The following is a 13,224-nucleotide window of genomic DNA, read 5'->3' on the forward strand; positions in this document are numbered from 1 at the left end:
TATTAGAATCGATAGTGAGCAAACGCCTTGTTTGCCTCCGCCATCTTGTGCATGTCTTCTTTTCTCTTCACTGCTGCACCTGTGTTGTTTGCAGCGTCCATGATCTCGTTCGCCAGTCTCTCCTCCATAGTCTTCTCGCCTCTTGCGCGGGAGAAGTTGGTCAGCCAGCGAAGCGCCAGAGTCTGTCTTCTGTCAGCTCTTACCTCGATCGGCACCTGGTAGTTGGCTCCACCGATACGTCTTGCCTTTACCTCAAGCACGGGCATGATGTTGTTCATGGCCTCTTCGAATACCTCGATAGCCGGTCTGTCAGTCTTTGCTGTGACTCTGTCAAATGCTCCGTATACAATCTTCTGCGCGATACCCTTCTTACCGTCTAACATGATGTTATTGATAAGCTTTGTAACCACCTTGCTGTTGTATAACGGATCTGCTAATACGTCTCTTTTCTGCGTATGTCCTTTACGTGGCACGGTTCTTCCCTCCTTAAACATTTTGATTAATTCATCGGTACTCACATGTGTCTTTCTAATGATACAGTGTAGTGCACAGGCCATACACGAAAGAAGAGAGTCTCTTCTATCTGTAAACACCTGTAACTTACTTCATCATAGTTCTGTTTGTGACTACAAATCGTCGGTCCTTCGGGCTTAAGGAAACTCTTCCGAACAGGTCAAGGAAGTTCTCCTCCGCTTTACTCCGAAGAACGGCCTTCGCACTAAATTCGTGCTGCGCTTTTGCTTGCACTCATCAAGAGCTCAGGTCTACTTTTTAGCGTCTTTCGGTCTCTTGGCACCGTACTTGGAACGAGCCTGTCTTCTCTTGGCAACGCCTGCTGTATCCAGTGTTCCTCTTACGATGTGATACCTTGTACCAGGAAGGTCCTTAACACGGCCTCCGCGGATCAGGACAACGCTGTGCTCCTGCAGGTTGTGTCCCTCGCCCGGAATGTAGCTTGTCACCTCGATCCCGTTGGAAAGACGGACCCTGGCGATCTTACGAAGAGCTGAGTTAGGCTTCTTCGGAGTAGCTGTCTTAACAGCTGTGCAGACACCTCTCTTCTGCGGTGCAGATGTGTCTGTTGTCCTCTTTCTCAGGGAGTTGTACCCTTTCTGAAGTGCCGGAGCTGTAGATTTCTTTACAGAAGTCTGACGTCCCTTTCTTACTAACTGGTTAAATGTTGGCATTTCTTTTCACCTCCTACGATAAAAATAAGTTACGGGTTTAAACTTATACAAGTTTAAGGCGTGCGAAATACTGCGTATCCCTATGCACGCCAGACTATTTTATTATGGATATTCCCAAAAGTCAAGGGCCTGCGGGATTTTTTTGTCCCGCAGGCCCCTGTTTTTCGCCTGTTTTTACATATTTTTTACGAATCCCACTCACATACGAAGCCGACCGTGCTCTCCCCGTAGTAGGAGCTCAGGTCATCCGGAACGTCCGACCATACCCACTGGCCGTCCACCAGGAACATGACCAGACAGTTCTCATTCCCCCCGTCGTTGTTGGGCTCTCCCGACATCCAGGCCGTGTAGGAGAAATCCTCCCCGTTGGTCCACTGGAAATTGCCGTCCGATCCGCGCTGTCCCCCCAGGAAGAGGACCTTCCTCCCGGACTGGGCTGCCAGCTGCACGATCTTGTCGTACTCTGCCTGACTTCCCACAGTGGCAAGATATCCGCCCTGGGCCTTGCAGTAGGCATCCGCCTGAGCCCAGCTCATCCGCTGGGCGACCACCTCATAGCGGTGCTCCGCAGAAGCGCTCTCGTCCCCCGCCTCCGCCGTGTCACCGGCGTCCTCGGAGGTGCTCCCATCCGCTGTCACCAGGATCGTGCTCTTCACATCGATCTCCTCATCTGAAGGCTGCACCTGCTCCAGCTCCGCCTCTTTGCCATCGCTCTTTCCACCCCCGGCGCCGCCGCTGGCGGAGGAGGTGATGAACACGCCCACGACCGCCGCAAGGGCTGCCACGATCAGTACCGCAAGCACGATAGCCGCAATCTTCCATCCGCTCTTTGTCTGCTTTTCTTCCATATTATAATTCCGCCTCCTTAATACCAGATGCTGCCGGGAGTAAATGACCACAGCTTATATGTATCTCCGTCATAGACAAACTGTGCGCTTGCGTAGGAGGATCCGTCCTTTGTCCGGCTCTCCGGCGCGTCATCAAACATTCCCTGATAGGTGTAGCTGACATCATAGTCATAGCTCAGTTCAGCCTGAAGGCTTCCATTATATGTTCCCACTTCAGACACATCGCACTCGAATCCGCTCAGCTGCAGCTGCTGCGCCGAGGAGTACCTGTCAGCCTCCAGGCTGTTCCTCAGATTCTCGTAATAATCCTCATTGCTGTCAGGAGCGCCCTCCGCAAACAGTTCCTTCACCTCGTCAAAGGAGCTGCCGGCCAGAGCAGCCTGGCAGTAGGTCTCCATAGCCTCCTGAAGCTTTGTCTCCACAGCCTGCGTTCCCTCTTCCGAGAGCGCCAGACCGGATACCGCGTACTCTGCCTGAGCCGTTGTATCAAACTGGGCCTCGTACGTCTCACACCAGGGTATCTCTGCCTGTATACTGTGAACTCCGTTGAAAATGGAGATCTGATAGCAAGCCTGGCCCTCCTCCTCTGAGACCAGATAATCCTCCGTCAGCTGGACGCCGTCCACCGCTGTCTGCGCTCCCTTTGGCACATAGATACTGTAATCCTGGGCGATCAGGCCATCCGCCGAAACTTTCCATGTATCGAAAAACAGCATGGACTTCCGGCTCTGCTTGACCACAGTGACCGTTGTGCTGGACTGCCCCTGCCCGTTTATAGAGTAGTTCACCTCAAAGGTCTGGGTAATCCCGTCTCCCACATTGCCGACCGGCTCCCGCACCTGAAAGTTGGTGATCTCCGGCTGCTCGCTTGCATCCATGATCTTCTCGTACTGGTCTTCCTGGATGAAGTCTCCGTCCGGAAGCTCCAGCATGCCGTAGACCTCCTCCCAGTCCTGATCCGCGTAGGCCTCAAAGTACTTCTCTGCCACAGAGATGGCGCTGCTGCGGCTGTTCCCGATGGCGAAGAAGGCCACGACCAGCAGCACAAGGCACACCGCCTCCAGTATGACTGCAATCTGCAGCCTGGACATTTTCTTTCGGGGCGCCCCTCCGGCAGCCATGTTCTGGGTAAAATCCTGGTCAAATCCCTGGTTCATGTTCGGATCATAATTCTGGTCCACACCCAGATCGAAGCCCTGGTCCATGCCCGGATCGAAGCCCTGGTCCATGCCCGGATCGAAGCCCTGGTCCGAGGAGCCCTGCTGCCATTGCTCTGGCTCCGGCTGTGCCTCCGGCTCTACCGGCTGGTCAAAGGCTGACACCTGTTCTTCCGGCCGCTCTGCGCTTTCCACCTGTTCTTCTTCCGGTTCCGCTGCCTGCTCCGGCTCGGCAGTCGGTTCTTCATCACTCTCCATATTTGGCGCGTTTTCCGGCTCAGCCGCAGGCTCCACTTTTGTCTCTCCGGTTTCCTCCGGCACGTACTGTGCCTCACCCTCCAGCTTTGTCCCGCAGTTCTCGCAGAATTTTGAGTCGTCTGTGTTGGCAGTTCCGCAATTTGGACAAATCAGCATTTCTCTCTCCTCCTTTTCCAGCATTTCAGTCAGAAAATGACTGTTTCTGTCTGATTTAAATTTTAATCTCCCGGAGCGGACATGGCAATAGCCAAATTGGAAAAAAGCCGGGAATCCTTCAAAAAACGAAGTGTCTCTGCCTGCATGTCCGTTTGCCTTTTGCTAATAGTGAAGTCAGCAAAGTTACTTGCCGAATCTCTCTGCAACGCATTTTTTGCTGGAAATCCCGGATAAATGCCAGATACTCGATCCAGTACCGTTGAGCATCAACGCATCTCTTTCCCAATCTCCACCATAACCTCCCCTCGGTTGTCACTATATCCGCTCCCATAGAGACCATACAGATCATCATTGGCAGTCAGAAACAGAGGTCCTCTTCCTTTTGGAAGCACAGCCTTCCTTCCGATGCGGAAGCTTTCTCCATTGCCAATCCGCCCCACCAGACAGCCTTCCGATTCTCCCGGGCATGCGTATCCTGGCTTTGCGATAATCCCTATGCCCTCCGGTCCATAATTCGCCTTATGGCATGGAGGATTTACGTTCCAAAGCCCGCTCACATATTGGGCCGTCACGACCTCGTCCTCTTCAATCTGTACTCCGGTATCATTCCAGATTACCCGGGCCGACACCTCAACCGTAGTGGGATACAGGATACCCAGTACTTTTTCTACATTCTCCTCCGGAAACGCCTTGCTTAAAATGACCGCCATTTCTTCCCTAGTAGTCCCTGGATAAATCCTCTCATTCAAAATGATCCCCCCCACAGTGACAGCCCTGTGATCGGCAAGAATCTCCTTCAGGTCCAGAGCAAGCTCTGCCGCAGTTCTTCCCGCCTCTTTCAAAATTGCAGCCACATCTACAGGGTCATAAACAACGAGCAGCTCTGACAGAGCTCTCCGCCACTCCAGCTCTGTCAGCTGTCCTTTTTTCTTTTGTTCTGCGAACTGTGTAATCTGCATTTTTAAATCCATGCTCTTTTCCTCCTTTTGGATTGCTTTAAGCAGCAGCCCCTCGGTATCCTCCATCGTTATTTGAGGCCTCCTCTCCCGCAGTGCCTGAACAGTCTCCTCCTCCCCATATCCCTTTCTCCACATGCAGATCAAAAGCTCTCCGGAAGAAAGGTGGGGAAAAGCAGTGTCCAAATGCTCCAGGCAAACCCGGGCGCTGTCCTGATTTATATAGTGTTCGCGGGCCACTTCCTCCTTGTCCGCCGGGTGCAGATACTTCTCCAGAACCATTTTCATAGCGCCGGATTCCTCCAGCTCTATCTTATGCTCCCTAAGCAGCTGCAGACAGTCACGAACGCAAAGGCCGCTCTGTACGCTCCAGGAGATGAGCTCCTGATGAGTAACTTCACCCAGATAATTCCCTTCACTCCAGGGGCTGCTCCTCTCCTTCTTTTCATGAAGCGCTCGGACCGCCAGATACGCCTTACCCTTTACGAGGATTTCCAGGAAAGAGATTCGGGGTGGTTCTTCTTCCGCTTTCCAGGACAGGAAACGATCCGCCCGACTCGGTCCATTCCACATAATGTCCAGCTCATAACCAGAGGCGCCTTCCACCTGCCAAATCTCTATCCGCAGTTTCGCTCCATCAAGCTTCCCTCTGAATTTCGGACAGGGCAAGGGCTGAGCAGGATCATTTTTCCCGCCGCCTGAGAGAACCATAAAGACAGCTGCCATCCCAGCAAATCCGGCTGCCATCCAATCTCCGGTCTCACTGAAGGAAAAGGCTGTACCGCCGCCAGCGGCAAAGATGGAGAATCCAGTCTCAGACACACCGCCGCCGCTTTCTCCCCCTCCACCTTCTCCGCCACTGCCTCCAGCCGTACCACTGTCGCCGCCGCTTTCTCCGCCACCGCCAGAGGGATCGTCCGGAAGAAGTCTGGCCGCTTCCTCCTGGCTGACCAGCTTTCGGCACAGCAGCCCGGATACATAGGCCTCCAGCTCATCCCTGGCAAGAACAGCCAGCACTGCCTCCAGCTCCTGAAAATTATTTTTGTCAAACACTGATTGCACGATCTGGTCCACGGTCTCCTGCAGCTTTTCGCAGCTATTGGCCTTTCCCAAAATCTCCAGATATTCCCGCATCCTTTTCAGGAAGTCAAATGCCTCGCCTGCATAGGACAGGGAATCTATATCCTCCAGCCGAAAGCCGGTCTTCTTATCATAGATAACCGTCAGGTGCTCGCCGAACACCGTCCTCAAAACTCCCTCCGGCCAAAGCTCCGCACGGACACTCCAGTCCTCCTTTCCCCCGCTGTACCAGAAGCTACCTCCCAACAGACGCTCTACGAAAAAGGTAAGCTCTCCCTCTATCTCCATACTCTTCCCCTGCGCCCTGTCTCCCTTTTTGTACTGGTAGGAGAAAGCAGGTCCTTTCTCTCCCTGGCGCCCCGCAATCTGCAGTATCTCCAGATCCAGCACGCTTCCTGCCTGAAGAGAGAAACGGAATGTATCTGAGGAAAGCTCTACTTCTCCCCAGAGCTCCAGGCTGACTACAAGAGTCAGCACGGTATGCAGCCGCAGGCTGTACGTCTTTTCTGCGCTTTCGCCGTTTTCTGACGATCCATCCGCCATAGTACAGGACAGACTGCTCCCCTTCAGAATCTCCAGGTCAAAAAGGGGCTCCCCGCTCTGCCCAATCTCAAAAATCTGCGCTAACAGACTGTCAAGAGAAAGGTCCGTTTCCAGCGTCAGCTCCATCTGCCAACAGGTCTGCTTTTCTCCGCTGGCATAGGAGAGCCCTCCCTTCCACTTCTGTCCGGCCAGACAAGCCTCGGCCTCCAGATAGCAGCGCTTCTCCTCCCGGTGCCCTTCAGACGCGTAGGCACACTCCAGATGAAAGATCAATTGGTCCAGCTGCAGACTTCCGGCGCTTCCCAGCGCAAAAACCGGGGTATCCCCGTTCTCCAGGGCTGACATTTCCGCCCTGTATCCCCTCTCGTCCATCCGGATCTCTCCCTGAAATCCAAGACTGAAGTTCTCTACAGACAGCTCCACCTCCCCGGACAGAGCCAATCGGCTCTTCTTCTCTGCAATCTGATACAGCAGCCGCACATTCCGGAAAACAACTGCGTAAAAAAGTTCAATCTCAGGAAGCCCGGCATAGTAAAGCTGATCCCATATCGATCCCCGCTTCTCCAGGCAGCCCAGTATGACCAGCCTCTGCGCCCCATGATATCCGATCTTCAGAGCCCCTGAAAATACGCTTAGCTTCTTAAGCTCCGAAACCATCCACAAGCAGATCCCTTTCTCCATATACCCCCGCTTCTCCCGCAGCAGTCCGGAAAGCTCGCCGGGCAGCTCGGGATCCGCCGGGAAAAGGGCGCCCGCTGATGGGGCCGTCTCCCCCTGACTGCAGTGGGAACAGATGAGACCGGCGCTTTCCAGACAGCAGCCCGCAAAATAATCCCCGGCGCTCTCATCCGCAAGGTTTGTAAGAGAGGCCTCTGCATCGACAGAGTCTTCTCTAAGTCTCAGATAAAAAGACTGCCGGGCTGTATTGCCCTGAAGCCCCACCTCCAGCGGCCACTCCTTTGTCCCTTTTGCCAGTCTGCCTGCCCGCAGGCAGACTGACAGATTTACTTCCCACATTTATCGGACAGGTCCTACTTGTCTTCCGCCTTTTCAGACTTGTCCTCCAACGTATTGGTTGTCACTGCAAACTGATTTTTCTCCGGATCATACTCGCCTTCCTTTACGCTTGCCTGGAAACTGTCAATATACTCATCCACATGAGCAAGCTCCAGAATACTCTTAGGCGGCTCTACCTTGGCGTAAATAGCGTCTCCGCCCCCGAAGGTCACTTGCATCACCACGTCCCGGGTTACCTCCTCCTTCGCGTCCGTGCCGGAGGATGCCTCCTGAATTACCCTGAAATCAAAAGGGTTCTGAGGTGTGATGCTGGTGGGTATCTCCAGTCCCATATTATATTTTGTGTTCTCATCCATCTTGACTGTCAGTTGAATTCCAATTTCCATTGAGTTGTGCTCTCCTTTCGCCTCGCTATTTTATCCCTTTGTTCACCTCATCTCTATGCAGCTATAGGCAAACAGAAAAGGCAGAATAAAAAGGCGTAGCTACGCCTTTTATCCTGCCATTGAAAAACCATTTTTATTATAGCACCCCTGGGACAGCTATTGCAATGATAATCTCCTTCGATTCAATATTTTCTATTCAATATTGGATTCAGAATCTACGCTTTGAGAAAGCACTCTGTTCCCTTTATATGCAGCGCGAAATACTTTTACCTTTTTCACATATTCTCTGGCCAATTTGCCAGCCGCCAACTCAAGCAATCTCTTACGTTCAGGATCTTTTTCTCTTTCAATTGCTGTTTCAAGCCGCTCACACATTTTTTCCAGTCTTTCAAGCAGCCACCCGAGATTATGTATAGGACGGTATAATTTCAGCATTTTGATCATCTCTCGTCCCTTCGGATCATCCGAATCAATTCCGCCAAGCTCATTGCGATAAAAAATTGTATTATAATCCGTGTACACTGGATTATAAAATAATTCATTTTCTATTCGGGAACTGCTTTCTATATCTCCTTTATATTTATCTCCCTTGGACAAATTGCACTTAGGACAGGACCACATAAGATTTTCGTAATCCGTTTTCAAATAGTCCTTTTTGTTCTTAAATATTTTCTCTGGTATAAAGTGTTCCACATGGTATGGCACTGCCACAAGATTTTCATCCATATTACAATAACAACACCTGCAATGGAAGTCTCGTTTCAGGTATTTTACATATTTTCTTGGTTTATCAAACTGTACTGTACAGGTTCTCGTTATCTTATGCTCTTTAAAATCTGCATATTTCATTTAATCATCCTAACAATTCTTCGTACTTTTTTAACTGTTGAAAAACATCCTTAATTTCATCCATATCCAAACCAGTGTCTACTGTCGTCTGATACAACTGTTTATATCGCCCCAGTTCCGTCTCAATTTCCATAATCCGTTCCAGGGCCTTCTCGTCTTCACTGTCCTTGTCCAGCTTCTGAAGTTCTACGGCAAGGTTTTCTTCCAGAGTTTCTCGGCGTGTTACATATTTCTGCATATTGAGAATTATATTTCTCACAAGTTCTTTGGTCTCCTCAAGTTCGGGATTCAAAAATATTTTTTTAGGATATACCTTATCTGCATCAGTGTGCTCAGACTGTTTGCTCTCTTCCGGCGCATTTGTCATAATAACAACAGGAAATTCGGGAATTTCGTCGTGCATAAACTCAATAATCTGCCAGCCTTTAATGACATCTGCCGTCGTATCAAGACGGAAATCCACTATCAAAGCCTGGATATTTTTTTCATCTATATCGTCCTGTATTTCCTGTAAGATATCTTCCCTCTTACGCCCTTCCAACTCATACTCTTTAAACTCAATTTCCGGTTTGTCCAGGATCCATCCGGCATTGTCCAAAATAGATACCTGAATATCGTCCCGTTCGTCTTTTTCATCGTCTATAATCCCTATTCGATACATTATACCCTCCTTTCCGGCTTTCTCCATTCTATTTTCAAGCCGAAGCCATCTGTTTTATCCATAACAGAAATAATTCCGTTATTTCTTTCTACCGTTTCTCTTACAATCCAAAGGCCCAGCCCTGTCCCTTTTCCCTTTTTTGAAGTTTCTCCTATTTCAAAAATTTTATCCGGATTATCGCGAAACATATCCGCAAGAGGCGGACCATTATTTTCCATAGTCAGAACCACCCTATCTGTTGTGCTTTCTATTTCAAAAGCCACCTTCCTTTCAGGGTTATGTGTCTGTTCAAGGAACCATGCCGCATTTAATATAAAATTATTCAGGATGATATACATATCTACCAGAGCAATCGAGACTGTATCATCCGACTCCTCCCCCGACGGTTCTACGCTAACGGAAATATGCTTCTTCGCCAAAATTATTTTCCACTTTTCCAGAATAGTCGTCACCATCTTTTCCAGGGAAATTTCCTGCGCTTTTAAACTGTCTTTTTGCAATCCTTCCATAATCACATCCAAGAAAGCGGCAATAAGCATATCATTCTTTTCCAGACTATCAATTCTGTTGTATGGATTGTATGCAGGAAGACCTTCATATTCTTTCCCCTTTAATATATAGTTTACTCTGCTTCGTATCTGGGAAGCCTGGACATGAAACTGAGTGTTGATCGCATTAAACTCGTGAAAAAAAGTATTCATCAGTATTCCTGATGCGCTCAGAATCTGAAGCATCTGTTTACCGTTCAACGCCTGTTCAGTTTCCTGCATCAGCTTGTATACCGTTCCAAACATCTCGTCTTGCGTAAATTCACTGTCAGTCTTCTTTTCATGTTCCGTTTCGCGCCGTATTGCCTCTTCTTTAATCTTCTCCGCGTAGTCTGACAATTCATCTTCTATAGATTTGATCCATTTGGTATACTCTCTGTATATATACTGTCTGTCAAATTCAAACTCCTTGAGACATTCCTGCAACAAACTGATAAAAATATAGTATGTATCTGTCAGCGCAAGCCCTTCACGGTTGGCCATATCCTCCAGATTCGGATTGGTTTCACGTCCAATCTTCACCAGACCAATCATCTGATAAGGCTGTACACGCCACGAACCTGTTGGATGTGCCACAGACGCCGGGCTCTTCTGCGCACGTGCCCCCATTTCCAGCCAGTCATACATTGCGCCATCATCACCGTATGGCCGGACTTTAAAGTCATCCCTATACAATTTTATCCCTGAAAACTGCTCCAGCAATCTCTTTCTTTTTCTGACCGCCACCTTCTTCATTATTGCATAGTCATTGTTTGCGTTTCTAAGAAAATACATCTCTGCAGTAAACGGGCCCACTTTCTGTATTTTTTCCAGTCGGTCAGAGGGTAAAATATCCGTCACTCTCTTTTCAATCAACAGCTCTTTCGCATAATCAGATTTCCGGTAATGCTGTTTCTGCAACTTCTCTCTTGACCAGAATTCATCTGTCGATTTTGTGGCTACTGACCCGTATTTTTCCACCGTCACTTTTTTTACAGACAAGTCAATTTCATTACGGAGAAGCCGAATCTTCAACAGCTCATCCCCATCATATTCCCCATATATTCTGTAGTCATAATCATCATTATCTATAGCTACCTTCTCTGTTTTAAAACTAAATTTCGGCAAAAGAACATTTCTAACAATTACTTCAAATCTGTCCGCACTTCCGATAGGGTTGATACTCTTAAGATTCGTATTTACTTTCCTAAAAAGGCGCTCACTCCAGGCCTCTCTGATCGGGCTCAAAATAATCACAGTACCTGTTGACCAATCATGCTCCTCTAAAAGAGCATTATCCTCTCCCATGATCCCTCTTACTATACTTTTATATTCGGTATATTCCGTCTCCAGATCCGCTTTTACATCACTGATCAACGTCGCATCGGCAAACTGTTCCCAGTCCATACCCCATCGGACAGTTTCAGCGCTGTCTGTCGATTTCGTATACATAATCGATTTCATAGACAATTTATCAAGAGCAAATCTTCCTATACCTTTTGCCCCCGTTTTGACCCGTCCCTTGGCAGACATGATATTATTTTCTTTATTGCTCGTACCAATATACATCCATGCAGATCTGACGACATCTTCCGTCATTCCAGTCCCATTATCTGCAACTATAATTTTATTATGAGCGAACAAGATATCTTTTAATCCGTTTTGCAGCTTATCCGGTAAATTCTGCTTTTTAATCCAGGTAATTCCTTTTATCTCATAACATTCTCTGACAAACCGCAGTTCCTTTTCCGATAAATATTCCGCAAAATGTGTGACTTTCGCTTTATCAGGAACATCTGGAAACGGCATATAAAAATCCACATAAACACAGGTGGCATCTGCATCATAGGAGTTTTTTATCAACTCGATTAAAGCCCCGTCCACATCTGCTATGTTTTCACGGCCAATCAGCCTTGCCGCTTTAGCACCGACCTGAAATTCTACCTTTTGCATTTACCTCACCACTTTTCTTCAAAGACATAGTTGGCAATATCCCGCGGACTTACACGATATGTTTTTCCATTTGCATGTATCCCGACCGCCTGGATATATCTATAAAACTCCTCGCTGTCCAGCACCTGTTCTGCCTGCTCAATGGTGTACCCGTCCTTCGGCACAATATACATTCCCGAATACGGAACTGTATATTTATCAAGATGATAATACTTAACTTTACCTGTGATCAGAGTAGACAACATCAACTTTTCCTGGTTAATATGAGCCAATGCCTGTGACCGGCCAAATTCAAACCACTTACTTTTTTTATCCGCTTTTCTCTCGGACAATTTCTGCGCATATTGCGTCAGGTAACCGGTAATCTGCGGATAAAGCTTCACAAATTGTCCTTCCTCATAACGGCAAAGTTTGTTGCTTTCATAATAATACGGAAAAATAATATAATTTTTTTCTTTATACTGCATGCTCTTAGGACTTGCCGCCGGACGAAGCCCACTCTTTTCCAGTCTGAACCCGTCCTTCTCAATCCATTTTTCATTTTCTTTGAAATCTTTTATGACAAAAACCTGATTCAATAATGTAGCAACAGGTGCCGAAACCTTAAAGCAGTCGCCAAATCTTTTTTTCTCTCCTATATGATCAAGCTCCCTATCCAGCACCCATTTTCCCTTAAGACTATTTTTGGATATATACGTATTATTTGTCTCTAAAGCTCCTGCCTTTTCCCTGTCTGTATACAAAAAGGTGGGAGAATTCTGCCTTTTCGAACATACAATAATGGCAGACGACGTCAGGCGTCCTTCAAAGATTCTCTCAAACTTAAAATCTTCCAGTTCTATTAAATATGGCAAGATGTATTTCCGCAATCCCTCAGAATATCTGTTTTTCATAAAATTGTTAGGAATCAAATATGCCATCACTCCATCCGAAGCCAAAGCCTCAAGCGCAGCTTCTGTAAAGGCATAATAATAGTCTGCTTTTCCTCTTTTGCATGACTCATATCTGCTTTTTATCAATTTTCTGTCTTCCTCCGGCATATTATAGTATGTAATATAAGGAGGATTGCCAACCACAAACTGATATATCGGCTCTGTCTTCAGTGTTAATGCATCACTTAACCGGACATTCCACCTAACATCTCTTATTCCGAGCTGAGCCGCCATATTATCCAGATTATTCAAGCATTTGTCATATATATCTCTTTCTTTTTCAATGCCATGAACATCTCTTTCCAACCCTCTCTTGATCTCTTCGTCCGTTTTGCCGCTTTTTCGCGCATCTATTATATATCTCCTGGCGATTTCTCTTAAAAAGCGTCCGGTTCCGCAAGAGTTTTCAAGAATCTTTTTCCCATATAAATCATGTATATATCCAATTTTATCCAGCATGTAGCTGACAATTTCCGGAGGCGTAAATACTTTGCAGGTTGTCTCTCCCATAACCTCTTCATCCTTCTTGTGTTTACTCCAATTTTATCACAATCAATTTTTCTTGTCACTATTGCCGTTTCCTGAATTTTACCCCCCAAAAATGAAATTTTAAATTCCACCTCTCCTACGGGTAGTAGCGTTTACTTCTGCACAGTTGATATTTACTCTTTCATACATCCATGGTATGGTTATCTCTCCTTCTGACAGCAGTAG

General features: G+C 47.7%; 10 protein-coding genes. All 10 read right to left on the reverse strand.

Annotated features, from left to right (window positions below; translation table 11 throughout):
• Window positions 1-2 precede the first annotated feature (2 nt).
• The 10 genes from rpsG to B5E62_RS15680 all read right to left on the reverse strand — a co-directional run bounded on the left by rpsG (window position 3) and on the right by B5E62_RS15680 (window position 13,020).
• The gene (rpsG, locus tag B5E62_RS15635) at window positions 3-473 is read right to left on the reverse strand and encodes a 30S ribosomal protein S7 (protein WP_206414339.1); all 471 of its coding nucleotides are present in this window, start codon (window positions 471-473) and stop codon (window positions 3-5) included.
• 291 nt (window positions 474-764) lie between these two features.
• Window positions 765-1,187, reverse strand: coding sequence for a 30S ribosomal protein S12 (rpsL, locus tag B5E62_RS15640; protein ID WP_087175449.1), 423 nt, complete (start codon window positions 1,185-1,187; stop codon window positions 765-767).
• Between the two features lie 185 nt (window positions 1,188-1,372).
• Window positions 1,373-2,035: a C-type lectin domain-containing protein gene (locus tag B5E62_RS15645; RefSeq protein WP_087175450.1), complete on the reverse strand. Its 663-nt coding sequence runs from the start codon at window positions 2,033-2,035 to the stop codon at window positions 1,373-1,375.
• 17 nt (window positions 2,036-2,052) lie between these two features.
• Window positions 2,053-3,606 (reverse strand): zinc-ribbon domain-containing protein, encoded by a 1,554-nt coding sequence (locus B5E62_RS15650; protein WP_162610337.1) that lies wholly within the window; start codon window positions 3,604-3,606, stop codon window positions 2,053-2,055.
• Between the two features lie 266 nt (window positions 3,607-3,872).
• Window positions 3,873-7,202 (reverse strand): hypothetical protein, encoded by a 3,330-nt coding sequence (locus B5E62_RS15655; protein ID WP_087175452.1) that lies wholly within the window; start codon window positions 7,200-7,202, stop codon window positions 3,873-3,875.
• 14 nt (window positions 7,203-7,216) lie between these two features.
• On the reverse strand, window positions 7,217-7,588 hold the full coding sequence (locus B5E62_RS15660) for a hypothetical protein (RefSeq protein ID WP_087175453.1): 372 nt from the start codon (window positions 7,586-7,588) through the stop codon (window positions 7,217-7,219).
• A 192-nt stretch (window positions 7,589-7,780) separates the two neighbouring features.
• Window positions 7,781-8,437 (reverse strand): HNH endonuclease signature motif containing protein, encoded by a 657-nt coding sequence (locus B5E62_RS15665; RefSeq protein WP_087175454.1) that lies wholly within the window; start codon window positions 8,435-8,437, stop codon window positions 7,781-7,783.
• A gap of 4 nt (window positions 8,438-8,441) precedes the next feature.
• Window positions 8,442-9,098, reverse strand: coding sequence for a hypothetical protein (locus B5E62_RS15670; RefSeq protein ID WP_087175455.1), 657 nt, complete (start codon window positions 9,096-9,098; stop codon window positions 8,442-8,444).
• A complete protein-coding gene (locus tag B5E62_RS15675; RefSeq protein WP_087175456.1) occupies window positions 9,098-11,578 on the reverse strand; it encodes a sensor histidine kinase in 2,481 nt (826 codons plus the stop codon). Before B5E62_RS15675 ends, B5E62_RS15670 begins: the two co-directional genes overlap by 1 nt.
• Window positions 11,579-11,583: 5 nt before the next feature.
• Window positions 11,584-13,020 carry an Eco57I restriction-modification methylase domain-containing protein gene (locus tag B5E62_RS15680; protein WP_087175457.1) on the reverse strand — a complete coding sequence of 479 codons (1,437 nt, stop codon included), beginning with the start codon at window positions 13,018-13,020 and terminating at the stop codon, window positions 11,584-11,586.
• Window positions 13,021-13,224 lie beyond the last annotated feature (204 nt).

Source organism: Lachnoclostridium sp. An118, from assembly GCF_002160985.1.
Classification (GTDB): Bacteria; Bacillota; Clostridia; order Lachnospirales; family Lachnospiraceae; genus Claveliimonas; species Claveliimonas stercoravium.

Bases quoted from the DNA above. Each gene is read 5' to 3' on its own strand.
- rpsL (WP_087175449.1), bottom strand. From the start codon at position 1,187: ATGCCAACATTTAACCAGTTAGTAAGAAAGGGACGTCAGACTTCTGTA.
- B5E62_RS15645 (WP_087175450.1), bottom strand. From the start codon at position 2,035: ATGGAAGAAAAGCAGACAAAGAGCGGATGGAAGATTGCGGCTATCGTG.
- B5E62_RS15650 (WP_162610337.1), bottom strand. From the start codon at position 3,606: ATGCTGATTTGTCCAAATTGCGGAACTGCCAACACAGACGACTCAAAA.
- B5E62_RS15655 (WP_087175452.1), bottom strand. From the start codon at position 7,202: ATGTGGGAAGTAAATCTGTCAGTCTGCCTGCGGGCAGGCAGACTGGCA.
- B5E62_RS15660 (WP_087175453.1), bottom strand. From the start codon at position 7,588: ATGGAAATTGGAATTCAACTGACAGTCAAGATGGATGAGAACACAAAA.
- B5E62_RS15665 (WP_087175454.1), bottom strand. From the start codon at position 8,437: ATGAAATATGCAGATTTTAAAGAGCATAAGATAACGAGAACCTGTACA.
- B5E62_RS15670 (WP_087175455.1), bottom strand. From the start codon at position 9,098: ATGTATCGAATAGGGATTATAGACGATGAAAAAGACGAACGGGACGAT.
- B5E62_RS15675 (WP_087175456.1), bottom strand. From the start codon at position 11,578: ATGCAAAAGGTAGAATTTCAGGTCGGTGCTAAAGCGGCAAGGCTGATT.
- B5E62_RS15680 (WP_087175457.1), bottom strand. From the start codon at position 13,020: ATGGGAGAGACAACCTGCAAAGTATTTACGCCTCCGGAAATTGTCAGC.